Genomic DNA, 18,212 nt, shown 5'->3' on the forward strand with positions numbered 1-18,212 from the left:
AGACATGTCTCAACGCAACTACCGGGCGGCGATCGTCGGGACCGGTGCGATCGCCGGCGCCCACGCCCATGCCGTCACCGGCTCCGGCGGCAGGGCCTCGCTCGTCGCCGTGGCCGACGTGGACCTCGGCCGGGCCAGGGACTTCGCCGGCACCTGGAACGTCCCTGCGGCCCACGGCGGCCTGACCGAACTGCTGCGCGAGCACGAGGTCGACCTGGTGCACCTGTGCACCCCGCCGTTCCTGCACGCGCCGCTGGCGCTGGAGTGCCTGGAGGCGGGCGTGACGGTGCTGGTGGAGAAGCCGGCCACGCTCTCTCTGGCCGAGTTCGACACCTTGGCCGAGGCCGAGCGCCGCTCGACGGCGCACGTGGCGACCGTGCTGCAACACCGCTTCGGCGCGGGCGCGCTGCGGCTGCGCCGCCTGGCCGGATCCGGAGTGCTGGGACGGGCGCTGCTGGCCACCTGCGAGACCCGGTGGTACCGCGACGAGGCCTACTACGCGGTGCCCTGGCGCGGCACCTGGGAGTCCGAGGGCGGCGGGCCGACCATGGGGCACGGCATCCACCAGTTCGACCTGCTGCTGTCGGTACTCGGCCCATGGGCCGAGGTCACCGCGGTCGCCGCCCGCCGGGCCCGCTGCGTCGACACCGAGGACGTGTCGATGGCGATCGTCACGTTCGAGAACGGCGCGCTGGCCACCGTGGTCAACTCGGTGCTCTCGCCGCGCCAGACCAGCGCGCTGCGCGTCGACTACGAGCACGCCACCGTCGAGGTGGAACACCTCTACGGCTACACCGACGACGACTGGACCCTCACCCCCGCCCCCGGCCACGAGGACGTGGCCTCCCTGTGGTCCGGCGGAGGCGGCAGCGGGCCAAGCGGTCACGACGACTGGTTCGCCGCCGTGCTCGACGCCCTGGACCAGGGCCAGGCACCCCCGGTGACCAGCCAGGACGCCAGACAGACCATGGAGTTCATCGCCGCCCTGTACGCCTCGGCCTTCACCGGCGAGCGCGTACGCACCGGACAGATCACCGCCGGCAGCCCGTTCGCGCCGCGCATGGACGGGACCGGCGCCCCCTGGAAGGGGAGGACCGGATGACCCTTCGGGCCGTCCACGCGCTCGACCGGCCGGTCACCGCCCGCGCCGGGGACGTCGATCAGTATCTTCCCCCGGGTCATGGCCGGCGGCATCGGCAAGCAGATGCTGGCGGCGATGACGGAAGTGCCTTCTGACATCGGCGAAGCCGGCATGCCGGCTCGTTCCGAACTGATCACTGGGGGGTGTGAATGGTTCATGGGCAGACGGTCCCTGCCGTATGAGTCGCGACCGGCGCTCCAGTCGCACCGGATGCGACCCCGGGCAGGGGGTGAGTCCTTGCTTGTCTCGTCTTCGCAACAGCATGGAACTCAAGTGGTTAAAGCGTTTTAATCACAAGAGGTGGGCTGTTGTCAACACCTACCGCCGGCGTCACGGCGAAAGACACCATCGGCCAGCCGGGCCGATGGGTGCACCCTGAACGTTTCACGCGCCAGGCCCGGAACCCGCGCAGCCACCGGCACTGCGTGAGGTCAAGGACCGGTTTCGGCGTCCGGCGGGCGGTCCGGGGCCGCTGCCGTACCCGGAGGGCTCGTCCGGGATCGCCGCACCTTGGATGCCCGTGGCGGGCCAGACCGTGGTGAAAACGCTTACCGGAGGAGCCGGCCGCCAGGGTGCCACGCACCGTGGCATCCATCGGCGCGCGTCCCGCATCCCGGTCCGCTTGGTGTCGGCCGTCGCCGCGTCTCGGCACCGGTGCGGTGAAATTTTCACGATACCGGCCATGTCGTGACGAGTGATTTTCGGTGACACCCGTCCCGCGAGACGATCTCCTCCCGGCGCAAGGGTGTCGCCGGACTTCCGTGGCGTCCAGGCCGGGCGGGACGTCGACACATCCGCTGGTCCCGGCCTTGACGAGCGTGTCGGCGTGGCGATGGAGGGAGATCTCCGCGGCCGGGGGATACACGGTTACGGTGGGTGGTCATGGCGGCGCCGCACATCTTCGAATTGTTCCGGGGATGCCGTGCACCTCTTGACGAGGGTGATGCAAGTGTTAAAACTAAGGACCAATCTCCTCACCGTCTCGCAAGCGAGCGGTTACACAACGAATTGTTAGCGTTAACAACAATGTGGCGCCCTCTTGTCGATCAGCTGCAGCGAAGGGCTCCACAAAGGAACTGAAACCGCTTCCACCTGCGGTTATTAACGCTAACAACGATCGTGACCTGTTCCCTCTGCTGATCGTCCAGACAAGAGGACCCCCCATGGACAGACTCCCGGACCCTTCCCTCCGACACGACCGCCGTGGCGCCGGCGCCGCCTTCGCGGCAGCCCTCGTGGTACTGCTCACGTTGTGCCAGTCGATCGTGGCCGCGTCCCCGGCCGCCGCGGCCGTCATCGACACCGGCGCCTCCTACGTCCTGGTCAACCGGCACAGCGGCAAGGCGATCGACGTCCTCGACCGCGCCACCGGCGACGGTGCCCCCATCGTCCAGTGGTCCCGCAACGACGGCGCCTGGCAGCAGTGGCAGTTCGTCGACTCCGGCGGCGGCTACTACCGGCTGCGCTCACGCCACAGCGGCAAGGTGCTCGACATCTCCTCCCGCTCCACCGCCGACGGCGCCAACGTCGTGCAGTGGGCCGACAACAACGGCACCAACCAGCAGTTCCGCGTCCTCGACAGCGACGCGGGGCACATCCGCCTGATCAACCGCAACAGCGGCAAGGCCCTGGAGACCTGGGAGTGGTCCACCGCCGACGGCGCCCGCCTGTCGCAGTACACCGACGCCGGCGGCGCCAACCAGCAGTGGCAGCTGATCAAGCTCGGCGGCTCCGGCGACCCCACCACCCCGCCGCCCGCCTACCCCCCGCCCGGCCCGGTCACCGGTGACGTCGGCGTGCACGACCCGGAGGTGACCAAGACCCCCGGCGGCACCTACCTGCTGGCCCACACCGGTAACAACATCTCGCTCAAGACCTCCACCGACCGCACCACCTGGCGCAACGCCGGATCGGCCTTCCCCGGGGGCGTCTCGTGGGCGCACCCCTACACCGGTGGAAGCAACCACGTGTGGGCGCCCGACATCACCTACGTGAACGGGCGCTACTACATGTACTACTCGGCCTCCAGCTTCGGTTCCAACCACTCGGCGATCTTCCTGGCCACCTCCACCACCGGCGCCTCGGGATCGTGGACCCACCAGGGCCTGGTCGTCGAATCCCGAACCGGCGACACCTTCAACGCCATCGACCCCAGCATGACCATCGACGCCCAGGGCCGCTGGTGGCTGACCTTCGGCTCGTTCTGGTCGGGCATCAAGCAGATCCAGCTCGACCCGGCCACCGGCAAGCGCACCGGCACCACCCTCACCAGCGTCGCCGGCCGGGGCGGCGGCGCCATCGAGGCGCCCACCCTCGTCCGCCGCGGCGACCACTACTACCTGTTCGTCTCCTTCGACCGCTGCTGCCAGGGCGCCTCCAGCACCTACCGGATCATGGTGGGCCGCTCCACCTCGGTCAACGGCCCCTTCACCGACCGCAACGGGGTGGCGATGAACTCCGGCGGCGGCACCGAGATCCTGGCCGGCCGCGGCAGCGTCCACGGCCCCGGCCACCAGACCTACCTGGACGACACCGACGGGTCGATCCTCTTCTACCACTACTACGCCGACAACGGCGCGTCCCTGCTCGGCATCAACAAGCTCGGCTGGGACTCAGCCGGCTGGCCCTTCGTCTACTAGCCGTCACGCGGGACCGGAACCGGGACACGGTCGATCCGATCGTCCCGCCTCACCCCGTGGGGGCTCCGCTCCGGCGACGTGGCCGACCCGCCGTACCCGCACGCCGGAAACCTTGCTCTCACCCCTCGCGGCCTGACCGTCGCCGGTCAGGCCGCCCAGGCCACCTTCCGGGTGGCCCGGGTGACGGGCGACCTCGCCCGATCCCCGGTTCGCGGGCCGGCCCCGGCCGCGAGGCGGGGCGGGGCGAACCGCCCCGCCCCCGGCACCGATACCCGTAACCCGAACGATGTCAGGAGTGACCGTTGTTACTGTCCCCTCCCCGAGGAACGGCATGGCGAGTGCTGCTGCTCGCCTTGGCCGGCGTGCTGGCCCTCGCCCTGGACACCGCCGTCAGCCCCGGTCGCGCCGCGGCGGCGCCCGGGCCGTCCTTCACCAATCCCGTCGTCGGAACGCCCAACAGTGCCGACCCGACGCTGGTCTTCCACAACGGCTTCTACCACTACGTCGCCACCACCTGGTCGGCCAACGTCGTGATGCGCCGCTCGGCGACGATCGCCGGTCTGCGCAGCGCCCCCGAGCAGGTCGTCGTGCGGACCGGCGGCAACACGATGTGGGCGCCGCATCTGGAGATGGTCGACAACCGCTGGTACCTGTACTACTCGGTGGAGCAGGGCAGCCTGCCCCGCCGCACGCACGTCGCCGAAAGCGCCGGCTCCGACCCGATGGGTCCCTACACCGTCCGCGGGATCGTCAACCTGATGCCCGACAACGGCTGGGCGATCGACGCCGGCCTGCTCAAACTCAACGGCAACCTGTACATGACGTTCTCGGCCTTCGCCTCCGACGGCCTGCAGTCGCTGTTCATCGCGCCGATGTCCAACCCGTGGACGGCCGGCGCCTTCGGGACCCGGATCTCGACGCCCACGCTGGCCTGGGAACGCCAGGACGGCGCCGTCAACGAGGGCTCCTTCGCGCTGCAGCGAGGCGGCCGCACCTTCCTGACCTACTCGGCCAGTCACTGCAACGGCCCCAACTACAAGCTCGGCATGCTGGAGTACCGAGGCGGTGACCCGCTGGCGGCAGGCTCCTGGACCAAGTTCGCCAACCCGATCTTCCAGCGCAACGACGCGAACGGCGTCTACGGCCCCGGCCACCATTCCTTCTTCACCTCCCCCGACGGCACCGAGACCTGGATCGCCTACCACGCCAACTCCTCCTCCAGCCAGGGCTGCGGCACCACCCGCACCACCCGGGTGCAGAAGATCTCCTTCAACGCCGACGGCACCCCCAACCTGGGCGTCCCGGTGTCGACCTCCACCGTGATACCGGGCCCCTCGGGCGAGGCGACCCCCGCCACGGTGCGGATCCGCAACCGGCACAACAACCTGTGCCTGGACGACTACAACGCGGCGACCGCCCCCGGCGCCGAGGTGCGCCAATGGACCTGCAACGGCCAGGCCAACCAGGACTGGCAGATCACCCCGGCCGCCGACGGCTACTCCACGATCGTCAACCGCCACAGCGGCCTGTGCCTGGACAACACCGACTGGGGCACCGCGGCCGGCTCCCCCGTCCAGCAGTGGACCTGCAACGGCCTGGCCGTCCAGCAGTGGCGCCTCACCTCCGTGGGAGGCGGCTACTCCACCCTGACCAACCGGCACAGCGGCCTGTGCCTGGACAACTACAACTGGGGCACCGCGGCCGGCTCCGAAGTGCGGCAGTGGACCTGCAACGGCAACAACGCCCAGCAGTGGAACATCTCCTGACGAAGAACAGGGGCACCCCGCGGACGCAGGTCATCAAATGGACGGCAGCACGGTGGAACAGCGTCCGAAGCCTCTGGTCGTGACGAATGTGATTGTGGTGATCAGCCCGTCTACCAGGAGCTTCTTTGCGCCATCAGGCGAACACCGGCCTTACGGTCATACTGTGACCAGCCGGTTGGCCGCCAGAGAATGAAAAAGGTTCACTGTTGTTCACGGCCATTGCCTTCTTCTCCTTCGAGCTGGAAGTTCGCACTCGAAGGACCGCGCGATGATCGTCCTCATTTCACGGCGACACGCTCACTAGCTGGGAAAACCCATGCACCACCCCCGTGGGGGCAACCACGCGGGCAATCGTCATCAGTATCGGGTCGTCGCGCCCTGACCGCAACCGCACGCTAACACCGTTTCCTGAAATGGGGTCTTGTGCTGCCAGAAGAAGAACGTTTTAATCCCCCCTAACGCAGAGCTGACAAGAGGCCAGGAGAGCATGTGATCGTCTACGGCGGCGCCCGGAACCCCGAGCGGCGGCCGGAACGAGCCTGGATCACGGCTGTCGTACCGAAGACCATCGACCTGACGCTCCGCCGGCACCGGGAAATGGACCGGTTCGGCTTCGGTGCCGAGGTGGACGTGGTGGCCGCCGGCGGGATCACCTTCTTCCAGTGGCGCACATCGCGGGCCGGTGCCGAGAAGCGGCACTCGGGCACGGTCCCCGCCGGCGTCGGCACCAGGATCTGGCGCGAGGTCGCCACGGCGCCCCCCGAGGGCGCGCCTGTCGAGGGGGTTCTGTCGGTCTCACCTGGCGCTGTTCGAACCGCCCGTCTGGAAAGCGCTTTCCTTAAGGGGGGAGAATGAGCTACCACAACACCCTGGCCATTCCCGAGGACATCAAGGACTTCCATCTGGAGGGCTCCGGCGCGATCACCTTCCCGAGGGGCCGGATGCGGCTGGAGAGCCTGCGGCCATCGGAGGACGGCCAGGAGGCCGACATCGTCCTGTGGTGCCCCGAGGACTTCGACGGAGACGTCACGATCGAGGGGGAGTTCCGGCCGGTCAACGAGCCCGGCCTGGCCATCGTGTTCTTCCACACGCGAGACAGGCAGGGCGAGGACCTGGTCGACCTCGCTCCTCGCACCGGTCCGTACGAGCAGTACCACCACGGCGACCTGGACGCCTACCACGTCTCCCACTTCCGCCGGATATGGCCGTCGGAACGCGGGTTGCACACCTGCAACCCGCGCAAGAGCCACGGCTTCCACCTCGTCGCCCAAGGGCCGGACCCGCTGCCCGCGGCGCTCGACGCCCAGGGGCCGTACGAGATGCGCCTGACCGTGGCCGGGGGTGAGATCGCCTTCTCCGTCGACGGCCTGGAGAGCTTCCGCCGGCGCGACGAGCACCCGCCGCCCGGCGGGAAGATCGGCTTTCGCCAGATGGCTCCGCTGATCGGCGAGTACGCCAATCTGAAGGTGACCTCGCCATGATGCGCCTCTACCCGGCCTTCGACGAGGTGTGGTGGGCCATCCGCCTCAACGCGCTGTGGCTGCTGTTCACCCTGGCCGGCGGCGTCGTCCTGGGCGTCGGCCCGGCGACGGTGGCCGCCTACACCCTCGCACGCAGACACGCGATGGGCGAGAGTTTCCCGCCCCTGCGCGCGTTCGCCACCACCTACCGGCGGGAGTTCGCGCGGGGTTCGCTGCTGGTGCTCCCGATCCTCCTGGCGGCGGCCGTACTGTCCACCACGACCCTGTACGGCGCGGCCTCCCTGATCGCCCTGCTGCTCCTGGCGATGATCGCGGCATACCTGCTGCCCATGTACGTCCATTTCGACCTGCGGCCACGCGACTACCTCCCCAAGGCGTCGCTGTTCGCGCTCGCCCGGCCCGCGTCCTCGATCGTGCTGCTGTTCGCCCTGGCGGCGACGGCCTACGCGGTGTCACTCCTGCCCCTCCTGCTTCCTACGCTCGCCGTGGGCGGCTGGATCCAGCTGAACACCTGGCTGGCCTTGCGCTTCTTCGCCGAGAACGAGGCGCTCCTGCTTGCGAAAGGCAACTGATGAACACCACCCCCCGCCGGCTGCTGGCCGGCGTGTTTGCGTTAACAACCGTGTTCGGCGCTGCCGCGTGCGGCAGCGAGAGCGAAGGCGGCCAGGCCGCGCCCGCCGCGCTGAACCTCATGGTCAAGCTCTTCGGCACCGCACCGGACCCCAACGGTGAGATGCACAAGGCCGTGGAGAAGCTCGCCGGCAAGAAGCTCAACATCACCTGGGTGCCGAACGCGGACTACCTCTCCAAGACCAATGTCACCCTGGCCTCGGACAAGCTGCCCGACCTCCTGGTCGTCAACCCCAAGGACGCCGCGTTCACCAAGGCGGCCCAGGCCGGGGCCTTCTGGGACCTGACGGACAAGATCAAGAAATACCCGAACCTGCCCCAGGACCCCCGGGTCCTGGCCAACGCCTCCACCAACGGCAAGAACTACGGCGTCTACCGGATCCGTCCGCTGCTTCGCTCGGCGATCCTGCTGCGCAAGGACTGGCTGGACAAGCTGGGCCTGAAGGAGCCGGAGACCACCGACGATCTGTACGAGATCGCCAAGGCCTTCACCGAGAAGGACCCCGACGGCAACGGCAAGAAGGACACCTACGGCCTGATCCTGCCGAAGTGGCCGGCTCCCACCTTCAGCGCCTCCAACCCGTACAACGCGATCGACGTCTGGTTCGGCGCCCCGAACGGCCACGCGGTGCGCGACGGAAAGCTGGTGCCGGAGTTCGACGCTCCCGAGTTCTGGGAGGCGCAGAAGTACATCAAGAAGTTCATCGACGAGGGCTTGACCAACCCCGACTGGGCCACGCTCGACACCGTCAAGTGGCTCGACCCGTTCGTCCAGGGCAAGGGCGGCATCATCGTCGACGTCAACGTTCGCGCCGACGAGCTGTTCCAGCTGTTCAAGCAGGCGGACGCGAGCGACTACCAGACCAAGGTCGCGATGACGGGCAACCTCAAGCGCCCCGACGGCCAGAAGTTCTCGCTGCCCTTCACCGGCTACAACGACGTCGTCGCCATCTCCAAGCAGACCATCAGGACCGAAGCGCAGCTCGACGACGTGCTCAAGGTGATGGACAAGCTGGCCTCCAAGGAAGGCGCGACCCTCCTGAACAACGGCATCGAAGGAAGGAACTTCAAGCTCGACGGCGAGTACGCAGTCAAGATCAACGACCAGGACCCCGCCGTCCAGACCATCAACAACGACGTCGAGAAGGCCTTCATCCAGCTCGGTACCAGCGCCAGCGTCGGCTCCCCGAGCGACAAGGCGTACGCGTGGAAGCGCGCCACCCCCGAGGAGCAGGCCATCGAGGAGGAGAAGAAGACTCTGTCCGAACTGGACCTGCAGACGGCGCAGCACGACCCGACCCTTCCCTACATCTCCAAGACCGCGGTGGACAAGGGCGCCACGCTGAACCCGATCCCCACCGACGCGCGGATCAAGTTCCTCGCGGGTGAGCTCACCGAGGAGCAGTTCAAGGCCGAGATCAAGCGCTGGTACGACAGCGGCGGCACCCAGGTCATGGCCGAGCTCCTGGAACTGATCAACAAGGGCTGACGCCCTGACACGCCGTGTTCCGCGAGGGACTCCCACCGAGTCCCTCGCGGAACACGCGAGAAAGGAGGCCGCCATGGCCACCGACCTGGCACCGGTGCCCGCCAAGGTGGCCGCCGGCAAGCCCGCAGGGCCACGCGGCAGGTTGTTCCCACGCCTGTCCATGTTCGGGCGCCATCGCTGGCTCCTCCTGATGCTGCTGCCCGGCCTGGTCTACTTCGCCGTCTTCAGGTACTGGCCGATGTACGGCCTGTCCATCGCGTTCAAGGACTTCGTGCCGTTCCTCGGCGTCGAAGGCAGCGAATGGGTGGGGCTCAAGCACTTCGAGGATCTGTTCACCGGGCCCGACTTCGGCCGCCTGATGAGCAACACGATGATCATCGCGCTGCTGACGATCCTGATCGCCTTCCCGGCGCCGATCATCGTCGCGCTCCTGCTCAACGAACTGCGGGTGCGCTGGCTCAAACGCGCGGTCCAGTCGCTCATCTACATCCCGCACTTCCTGGCCTGGACCATCGTCGCGTCGCTGACGTACCTGCTCTTCTCCGTCGACTACGGCGTGATCGCCAACCTGATCCATTCGATCACGGGCGGGCAGAAGGTCGACTACGTCGCCCAGGAGGCGTGGTTCCGGCCGATCATCATGCTGCAGACGGTCTGGAAGACCACCGGCTGGGGCACGATCATCTACCTGGCCGCGCTGGCCGGGGTCAACCCCGACCTGTACGAGGCCGCCCGCATGGACGGCGCCGGGCGCTGGAGCCAGTTCTGGCACATCACCCTGCCCGCCATCCGGCCCACCATCGTCATCATGGCCATCCTCACCTCCGGCAACCTGCTCGACCAGAGCTTCGAGCAGTTCTGGCTGCTGCGGAACTCGCTCAACGCGGGCGTCGCCGACGTCTTCGACACCTTCGTCTACTACGTCGGCATCACCCAGGGCGGCTACAGCTACGCCACCGCGGTCGGCCTGTTCAAGGGCGTCGCCGGACTGGTGCTCATCTTCGGCTGCAACTGGCTGGCCAAGCGCCTCGGCCAGCGGGGCCTGTTCTGAAGGAGGGGCGCATGGCGCACAACCTGACCGCGAAGAAGCTGGCGGAGACCCCCGCCACGGTGAGCAACTACAGCTCCTGGGGCAGCCGGCTCTTCGACGCGTTCAACATCGCGTTCCTCGTCGGCCTCGCGCTGGTGACCGTCCTGCCACTGATGTACGTGCTGGCCGGGTCCTTCGCCACCGAGGCGGAGATCGCCACCAGGCCGTTCTTCCTGTGGCCGGACACGTTCATCACCGGCACCTACGACTACATCTTCAGCACCCCCGTCTTCCTCAAGGCGATGATCACCACCATCTGCGTGACGGCGGTCGGCACGCTGGTGCAGGTCATGTTGACGCTCACCATGGCCTACCCGCTGTCCAAACGGGTACTTCCCGGCCGGACCCTGATACTGAACCTGGTCATCTTCACCATCGTGTTCAGCGGTGGCATGATCCCCACCTACCTGGTGGTGCGAGACCTCGGCATGCTCGACAGCTACTGGGCACTGATCCTGCCGCTGGCGATCAACCCCTTCTACCTGATCATCGTCAAGAGCTTCTTCCAGGAGCTGCCGGAGGCACTCGAAGAGGCCGCCCGCATCGACGGCTGCAACGAGCTGGGGGTCTTCTGGCGGATCGTGCTGCCCCTGTCCAAGCCGATCATCGCCACCTTCTCGCTCTTCTACGCGGTCGGCATATGGAACGACTACATGTCGCCCCTGCTCTACATCAACGACAACGACAAGTGGACGCTCCAGGTACTGGTCCGGATGCTCACCGGCGTCGACGCCGAGAGTTCGGTCTCGGCCTTCGACTCGGTGCTCTTCCCCGAGCAGGGCATCAAGTTCGCCGTCGTGGTCGTCGCGACCCTGCCGATCCTGCTGGTCTACCCGTTCCTGCAGAAACACTTCGCCAAGGGCGTCATGATCGGTTCGGTGAAGGAATGACCGAAGTACGCTGGCTCGACGGGTCACGCAGACAGGGTGTCACCTGGGGAGTTCCCTGGCCGCGCGGCACCGTGGCCGCAGGGACCGGCTTCGCCCTGCGCGACGGCACTCCCGTGCAGAGCTGGATCACCGCCACCTGGCCGGACGGCTCGGTCAAGTGGTCCGCCCACGCCATCGGCCCGCAGAGCGACCCCTCCGACGCCTACGAGCTCTGCCCGCGGGCCGTTCCCACCCTGCCCGAGCACCCGGTCACCGTGACCGGCCGGACGATCCGCTCGGGCCCGGTCACCTGGCGACTCGGCGGCGGGCTCATCGAGTCCATCTCGTACACGGAGCCGGAGAGCTCGCGACGACACGGCTCCCGCGAGATCGTCAGGAACGTCCGCCTGGTCAGCGTCCACGACGACGAGGTGACCGCCACCGTCGAGCGGGTCACCGTCGAGCAGGCCGGCCCGGTCCGCGCGGTGGTCAGGGTCGAGGGCAGGCACGGTGGCCGGCTGCCGTTCACCGTGCGCCTGTACTTCTACGCGGGCTCGCCCGAGGTCCGCCTGGTCCACAGCTTCGTCTGGGACGGCGACCCGGAGCGCGACTTCCTGCGCGGCCTCGGCCTGCGCGCCGACGTGATCATGCGCGACGAGCCGCACGACCGGCACGTCCGGCTGGCGGGGCCGTCCAGGGGGTTCGGCGAGGCGGGATCGGCGACCGGGTTCCTGACCGAGGCCGTGCGCGGCCTGACCGGCCTGCGCCGCGACCCCGGCGCGGCCGTGCGGCGGGCGCAGGTCGAAGGGCGGGCGGCCGATCCGTCGGCGCTGGCCGACCACCTGCACCTGATTCCCACCTGGAGCGACTACACGCTCGACCAGAACAGCGCCGACGGCTTCCTGCTGCGCAAGCGCACCAAGCCGGGGCACGGCTGGGTGACGATCCCCTCCGGCACCCGCTCCCAGGGGTACGGCTACGTGGGCGGCATCAGCGGCGGCCTCGGCTTCGGCCTGCGTGACTTCTGGAAGCTCCACCCCACCCGGCTCGACATCCGCGGCGCCGCCACCGGCCTGGCGACCGCGACCGTCTGGCTCCACTCCCCCGGCGCCCAGCCCATGGACCTGCGCTTCTGGCACGACGGCCTGGGCCAGGAGAGCCACGGGGAGCAGCTGGAGGGCCTGGAGATCACCTACGAGGACCACGAGCCCGGGTACGGCACGCCGTACGGCATCGCCCGCACCCACGAACTGTCGCTGTGCCTGTTCGAGGCCACCCCGCCGAACGAGGAGCTGGCCGAGCGCGCCGCCGGTCTCACCCCGGGGCTGCTGGTCGCCTCCCCCGAGCGGATCAAGGAGGCGGGCGTCTTCGGCACGTGGGCGCCGCGCTCCGGCGACGCGCCGATCGAGGAGCGGCTGGACTTCCTCTTCGACCACTACCTCGCGCAGCAGGAGCAACGCCGCTGGTACGGGTTCTGGGACTACGGCGACGTCATGCACACCTACGACGCCGACCGGCACACCTGGCGCTACGACGTCGGCGGTTACGCGTGGGACAACTCCGAGCTGTCACCCGATCTGTGGCTGTGGTACCAGTTCCTGCGCACCGGCCGCGCTGACGTGTTCCGCTTCGCCGAGGCGATGACCCGCCACACCGGCGAGGTGGACGTCTACCACCTGGGCCCGTGGAAGGGCCTGGGCTCCAGGCACAACGTGCAGCACTGGGGCTGCTCCTGCAAGCAGCTGCGCATCTCCAGCGCGATCTATCGGCGCGTGTTCTACTACCTGACCGCCGACGAGCGCACCGGCGACCTCATGGACGAACTGTCCGAGGACGCGGTCGCCGCGCTCGACCCCCTGCGGAAGTATCGCGACGTCTCCGAGCCGAGGATCGGCCTGGGCACCGACTGGGGCGCGCTCGCGGCGATGTGGCTCACCCGGTGGGAGCGCCACCGCGACGTCGGCGCGCGCGACAGGCTGCTGGGCACGATGGCCGATCTGGCGACCCTGCCACACGGCTTCCTGGCCGGGGAGGCGGAGCTGCGTGACGGTCGTCTCCGCCGGACGGCGGACGAGATCACCCTCTCCCACCTGTCGGCCGTCTTCGGGTTGCCGGAGGTCTGCGCGGAACTGATCGACCTCGACCTGGGGGTGGCCGGCTTCGAGCAGGCGTGGCTGGAGTACTGCCGCCGCTATCTCACCGACCCGGAGCTCAGGGGTGTCTCGCTGATCCAGGCGCACAGCCGCCTGGCCGCCTACGCCGCCGTCCGTACCGGAGACCGGAGTCTGGCCGACGTGGCCTGGCACGCCTTCGACGTCGGCGAAGGCGACCAGCTCAACGTCAACCCCCTGCAGGCCCAGCGCGACTGGCGGCTCACCCACGTCCGGGATGTGAGCGTCCTCATGCCCGTCGACGAGGCTCCGTACGTCTCCACCAACGACGCCAGCCAGTACGCGCTGGCGGCGATCCAGCTCCTGGCACTCATCCCTCGGAGGTAGGTGCTCACCACGGAGCGGACCTTCGTGCCGAGCGACGGCGCCGCGGCGCAGAGCCGGCCGGTCGCCTGTCGGCCGGACGGCTCGGTCAAGTGGACCACCCATGCGATCGCTCCGGCCACGCCCGCCAAGTCCTGCACCCCGGTGGCCGGCGAGATCGCCGCCGAGTAATGATCGAAACCTGTGGATCTGACGGGAGGAGGAGTACCTTCCCGAATCATCTGATCATGGTTTCGAGATGAGGGGCCGGGCTCACGCGCGGCCGGACTCGCCATGGCGTTCAAGCTGATCGAGTCGGCGCAGCGGCACCGGCGCGCGGTCGACACACCGCATCCGTATCAGGCCCCGGGGTCGACGTTCGGGTCGAAGTCGAAGTCGATGGCGTCCTCGGGAACCGCGAACGGCCGCCGGTCGCCGAACAATCGCCGACGGCGCTCCGCCTCCTCGCGGCGGGTCTTCTCGCGGGCTCGCTCGACCACCTCGGGGCTGAAGGTCCGCCGGCTCCAGCGCTGCCCGTCGGGGTCGTCCGTGCCGGGGTTCGCCTGGTCGCTTGCGTCGGTCATGTCGTCCCCTTCCCCAGAGTAGCCGGAGGCTGGTATGCCCGTCGACTACGCCTTGAGCACCGTGGCGGCAACGGACGCCGCGCAGTGCGAGCCGGATGCCGTCCCACTTGCGGCTGACATCCTCTGGGGCGACACCTCGTACGGCAGGCGCAGGGAGAATACCGAGAATCGGTGATCAGGATCGCGACGACGACCGCCGTCATACCAAGCCAGTGCATGGGGATGTGCGGGGCCGGGCTTTGAAGAGCGTTCCCGGCAACCTGTGTCAATCGGCTGAACGACAGGAACTCCGTGGTGTCTCGCCCGGCGCATACGCCGCCCACTGCTGGTCTGTCATCGATCCTGTCGCGATGGCGCAGGTGGCGGCGAGTAATTCGTTGTCACCGGGCAGGGCCACGCTCCACAGACGCACGGTGGTGTCATCAGACACGCTGGCGAGGGTGCGCCCGTCAAGGCTGAAGGCGATTCTCATGACTGCGCCTGTGTGCCCGGTAAGGGGCGGGCCGAGTTGCCGGTGGGTGGCGGCATCCCAGAGCCGGACGGTCTGGTCGCGACCGGCGGTCGCCATGATCCGGCCGTCGGGACTGTAGGCCACGTCGTATACAGCGTCGTCATGGCCGATCAGGGGTATGCCGGTGGGCTGCCGTGAAAGGGGGTCCCAGAACCGTACGGTCCGATCGTCGGACGCGCTCGCCAGCACCTTCCCATCGAGGCTGAAGGCAACCGAATTGACGAAGCCCTGATGGCCGCGTAGTTCGTCGATCGGTTTCCGTTTCCGTACGTCCCACAACCTGACGGTGCCATCCAAGCTCGCCGAAGCGAGCAGGTTTCCCTGTGGCGCGAAAGCCGTCGCTCGCACATCCCCGGTGTGGCCCTTGAGTACACCGAGTTCCGCACCGCCGCGAACGCTCCACAGACGGATCGTGTCGTCGTCGGACGCGCTTGCGGCCATGGTCCCGCGAGAGTTGACGGCGACACCGTTGACGTGGTCGGAATGTCCGCTGGAAGTTACGACGGCGGTGGCGGTCGCCGTGTCCCATAAGCGGATGTTTCCATCCCATCCACCCGTGACAAACGTGGTTCGGTCGGGGCTGAACGCGATGCCCCGGACATCTGCGCCATGATCCCCGCGGACCTGGGGTGGCTCGCGGGTCGCCGTGTTCCATATACGGATGGTGTCGTCGTCACTTCCGGTGATCAGGCGGCCGCCAGGACCGAATGCCACCGCGCTGACCGTGCCCTGATGACCGGTGAAGGTGTTTCGAGGCCGTGAGCCTGTCACATCCCACAGACGGATCGCGGCGTCGGCGCCGGCGGTGGCGAGCGAGCCACCGTCACGCGTGAACGCCACCGCGTAGACGGGGCCGTTGTGGCCGATCAGGGTTCCGACCGGACGGAGGGTGCGCAGGTCCCACAGCCGCACCGTGTCATCGACGCTCACGGTGGTGAGGAGGGAACCGTCAGGATTGATCGCCATCCAGTAGATCGTGTTGGCGTGACCGGTGAGGGGTTCACCGATCGGCTTTCCGTCGGTGACGTTCCACCGGCGTATGGTCCGGTCCCAGCCCGCGGTGATGAGGATGCTGCCGTCATGGTTGAACACCACGGGGTTGACCGCGTTGGTATGGCCTAAGAGGGTACGGACGTGCGCGCCGGTGCGCGGATTCCACAGACGTGTGGAATGGTCGTTGCTCGTCGTGGCCAGCAATGTGCCGGACGGGTTGAACGCCACCCCCACCACCGTGTTGGTGTGGCCGGTCAAGGTGGCGACCGGATCGCCGGTCGCGATGTCCCAGACCTGAGCTGTCTTACCGGTGCCGGCTCCCGCCACCATGGTCCCGTCGTGGCTGAAGGTCACTCCGTAGACGGTGCCGCCCAGGTGGAATTCGCCGATCTGCGACCCGGTGGCGACATCCCAGAGCCGGATCGTCCCATCCGCGCCCCCGCTCGCCAGTACGCTTCCGTCCACGTTGAAGGCGACTCGGTGAACGGTGCCCTTGTGGCCCTGGAGCGTTCCCGCGAGCTTCCTGTCCTGCCACAGCCGGATGTTCCCGTCGCCACCGGCGCTCGCCAGAATCCCGTCTTTGCCGTACGCCACCGAGTAGACAGTCCCCTGGTGACCGGTGAGCGTCGCACGGTAGGGGTTTCGCAATACGGCCAGTGCGCTTGCCCGGGCCTCGTCGGTTCGCTCGATGGCCCAGCCAGAAGAGGCCAGGCGGGCGGAGACGGCCGGGTCGGAGTCGGCGGCGCCGATGCTCAGGGCCGCGAATTGGCGGGACAGGGCCGACGTGTGCAGTCGCGCCGCCTCCGAGTTCGCCGCCGCGGCCACCGCCAGGGCGCCGACGACCAGAGCCACGGCGCCGCCTGCGGATATGGAGAGCAGCCGCTTCGACCGGAGCCGTTTGTGCCGTGCGGCGACCCCGGCGTCGAGGAACGCGCGCTCTTGGGCGGTCAGGGGAGGGTAACGGACCGAATCGGCGGAGATACGCTGAGAAAGCGCAAGCATCCGATCCAGCCGGGAGCCACTGTAAAGCGGGGAATCCCTCTGGACGGCCCACTCCCTCGCGTGCCTGGTCAGAGTCGCTCGCAGGCCGCGCTCGGCCTCGGTTTCGGCCAGCCACTCGTCACGCAGAAGCGGCCAGGCGGTCAGCAGGGCTTCGTGGCTCATCTCCACGGTCTGTTCGCCCAGGATGAGAAGGCGCTTGGCGGCGAACGCCTCAAGCACCTTGGCCAGGCGCTGGCGTTCCCGCTCGGAATCGCCGCACAGGTCGCCGCGCGTACAGGTGGTGGTGCTGTTGACGCCGTCGTCGGTTACCGTGGTCAGGCTGAGGAAAACGTGACGAGCGACAGTCTGATCCTGCTCGCTCAGCGAGTCATAAGCCGCCTGGGCGCTGATGCCGACGGCTTTCTCTATTCCCCCGACTCGGATGTAGTCGTTCAACGTGAGATCTCTGCCCGCGCGGAGCCGCCAGGCCTGATCCAGGGCGTGGGACAGTAGCGGCAGCGCTCCAGCGCCGTGCTTCCTGGTTTCCTGACCCACGACGTGGAGCAATTCGGATGGATTGGTCGATCCAGCCTTGACTGCCGGTCCGACGATGGCCGCGTGCAATTCGTTGCGGGTCATCGGCATCAGCAGGAAGCGGTTTCGAATTGCTTCCTTGAGTTGGGGAAACTCTGCGAACTGAGGCTCCACGTCAGCTCGCACGACGGCGACCACCAGAGCAGGTGGCTCTCCCCTCGGGCCGGCGGCACGGGTTGCTGCGACATCCAGTGCGGTGATGAAGGCCTGCTGAGCCGCACCGTCCCGGCAGCGCAGAAGTACCTGCTCGAACTGATCGACGATCAGAAGAACGCGTGCCGGGGCGTCGGCGTGATCCTGCCGCTCTTTGTCGGTCGCCGTCAGGATCTGCGCTGCGGTCAGTGCGAAGCTTTCCGGGTCGGCCATCAGTTCGCGCTTGATGGCTGCGGCGTCGGCTCTGGCCCTCGGAGCGACGGCGACCGCCAGCGCGCCGAGGGGATCGGCCGTCGGCGTCATGACAACACACGGCCAGCGTGGGGCGCCCGGTGTTCCCGCCAGCCCGTTTTGTCGAATTGCCGGCAGGACACCGGCCCGCAGCAGCGACGACTTCCCGACGCCGGACACTCCGGCGACCATGAGGATCCGGGGCCGGGTGAGTCGCTTGGCGAGTTCTCCGAGTACGTCGGCGACCGCGATCTCCCGACCGAAGAAGTAGGGGGCGTCCCTCTCCTCGTAGGAGGCCAATCCGCGGTACGGAGATTCCAGTTCCCCCTCCCTGAGGAGAGGGGGCGGGGCGGCACCACTCGACGTCGTCAGGGGGTCGGGGGAAGGGGATACGTTGATGAGCAGGTTCTGATTGCCGCTCATGACGATGTCCGCGTTCGGAGCCACGACGTAATGCGTTGCCGGAGCGTTTTCTTCGTCGGTCACCGAGGTTGCGAGTAGTTGAAGTGGGCGGTGTTGCTGGCGCCGCTCATGATGTTGTGAGCGTTGGGCGCGTAGACCGAGTAGACAGCCGGGGCCGGAGGTA

At 68.1% G+C, this 18,212-nt stretch carries 13 protein-coding genes; 11 read left to right on the forward strand and 2 right to left on the reverse strand.

Going from position 1 to position 18,212, the window contains the following annotated elements:
• The first annotated feature begins 4 nt into the window (after nt 1-4).
• The 11 genes from AB0G15_RS16865 (at nt 5) to AB0G15_RS16915 (ending at nt 13,771) form a co-directional block, all read left to right on the forward strand.
• Nucleotides 5-1,102, forward strand: coding sequence for a Gfo/Idh/MocA family oxidoreductase (locus AB0G15_RS16865; protein WP_362840164.1), 1,098 nt, complete (start codon nt 5-7; stop codon nt 1,100-1,102).
• Nucleotides 1,103-2,304: 1,202 nt separating this feature from the next.
• On the forward strand, nt 2,305-3,780 hold the full coding sequence (locus tag AB0G15_RS16870; RefSeq protein WP_362840166.1) for a family 43 glycosylhydrolase: 1,476 nt from the start codon (nt 2,305-2,307) through the stop codon (nt 3,778-3,780).
• A gap of 338 nt (nt 3,781-4,118) precedes the next feature.
• Complete coding sequence (locus tag AB0G15_RS16875; RefSeq protein WP_362840169.1) at nt 4,119-5,546, forward strand: family 43 glycosylhydrolase; 1,428 nt, start codon at nt 4,119-4,121, stop codon at nt 5,544-5,546.
• Between the two features lie 489 nt (nt 5,547-6,035).
• Nucleotides 6,036-6,401: a beta-galactosidase gene (locus tag AB0G15_RS16880; RefSeq protein ID WP_362840172.1), complete on the forward strand. Its 366-nt coding sequence runs from the start codon at nt 6,036-6,038 to the stop codon at nt 6,399-6,401.
• Complete coding sequence (locus AB0G15_RS16885; protein ID WP_362840174.1) at nt 6,398-7,027, forward strand: DUF1961 family protein; 630 nt, start codon at nt 6,398-6,400, stop codon at nt 7,025-7,027. Before AB0G15_RS16880 ends, AB0G15_RS16885 begins: the two co-directional genes overlap by 4 nt.
• The gene (locus AB0G15_RS16890; RefSeq protein WP_362840177.1) at nt 7,024-7,599 is read left to right on the forward strand and encodes a DUF624 domain-containing protein; all 576 of its coding nucleotides are present in this window, start codon (nt 7,024-7,026) and stop codon (nt 7,597-7,599) included. The genes AB0G15_RS16885 and AB0G15_RS16890 overlap by 4 nt, the downstream gene beginning before the upstream one ends.
• Nucleotides 7,599-9,146 (forward strand): extracellular solute-binding protein, encoded by a 1,548-nt coding sequence (locus tag AB0G15_RS16895; protein ID WP_362840180.1) that lies wholly within the window; start codon nt 7,599-7,601, stop codon nt 9,144-9,146. Before AB0G15_RS16890 ends, AB0G15_RS16895 begins: the two co-directional genes overlap by 1 nt.
• Nucleotides 9,147-9,219: 73 nt before the next feature.
• The gene (locus AB0G15_RS16900) at nt 9,220-10,197 is read left to right on the forward strand and encodes an ABC transporter permease subunit (RefSeq protein WP_362840183.1); all 978 of its coding nucleotides are present in this window, start codon (nt 9,220-9,222) and stop codon (nt 10,195-10,197) included.
• 11 nt (nt 10,198-10,208) lie between these two features.
• A complete protein-coding gene (locus tag AB0G15_RS16905) occupies nt 10,209-11,126 on the forward strand; it encodes a carbohydrate ABC transporter permease (protein WP_362840185.1) in 918 nt (305 codons plus the stop codon).
• On the forward strand, nt 11,123-13,603 hold the full coding sequence (locus AB0G15_RS16910; protein WP_362840187.1) for a Tat pathway signal sequence domain protein: 2,481 nt from the start codon (nt 11,123-11,125) through the stop codon (nt 13,601-13,603). Before AB0G15_RS16905 ends, AB0G15_RS16910 begins: the two co-directional genes overlap by 4 nt.
• Nucleotides 13,604-13,771, forward strand: coding sequence for a hypothetical protein (locus AB0G15_RS16915; protein ID WP_362840190.1), 168 nt, complete (start codon nt 13,604-13,606; stop codon nt 13,769-13,771).
• A 167-nt stretch (nt 13,772-13,938) separates the two neighbouring features.
• On the opposite strand, the gene AB0G15_RS16920 is transcribed toward AB0G15_RS16915, so the two are convergent.
• On the reverse strand, nt 13,939-14,163 hold the full coding sequence (locus tag AB0G15_RS16920) for a hypothetical protein (RefSeq protein ID WP_362840192.1): 225 nt from the start codon (nt 14,161-14,163) through the stop codon (nt 13,939-13,941).
• A 265-nt stretch (nt 14,164-14,428) separates the two neighbouring features.
• Nucleotides 14,429-18,112, reverse strand: a complete 3,684-nt coding sequence (locus tag AB0G15_RS16925; protein WP_362840194.1) for a hypothetical protein — start codon at nt 18,110-18,112, stop codon at nt 14,429-14,431.
• Nucleotides 18,113-18,212: the final 100 nt, after the last annotated feature.

This window comes from Streptosporangium sp. NPDC023825 (genome assembly GCF_040639575.1).
GTDB lineage: Bacteria > Actinomycetota > Actinomycetes > Streptosporangiales > Streptosporangiaceae > Streptosporangium.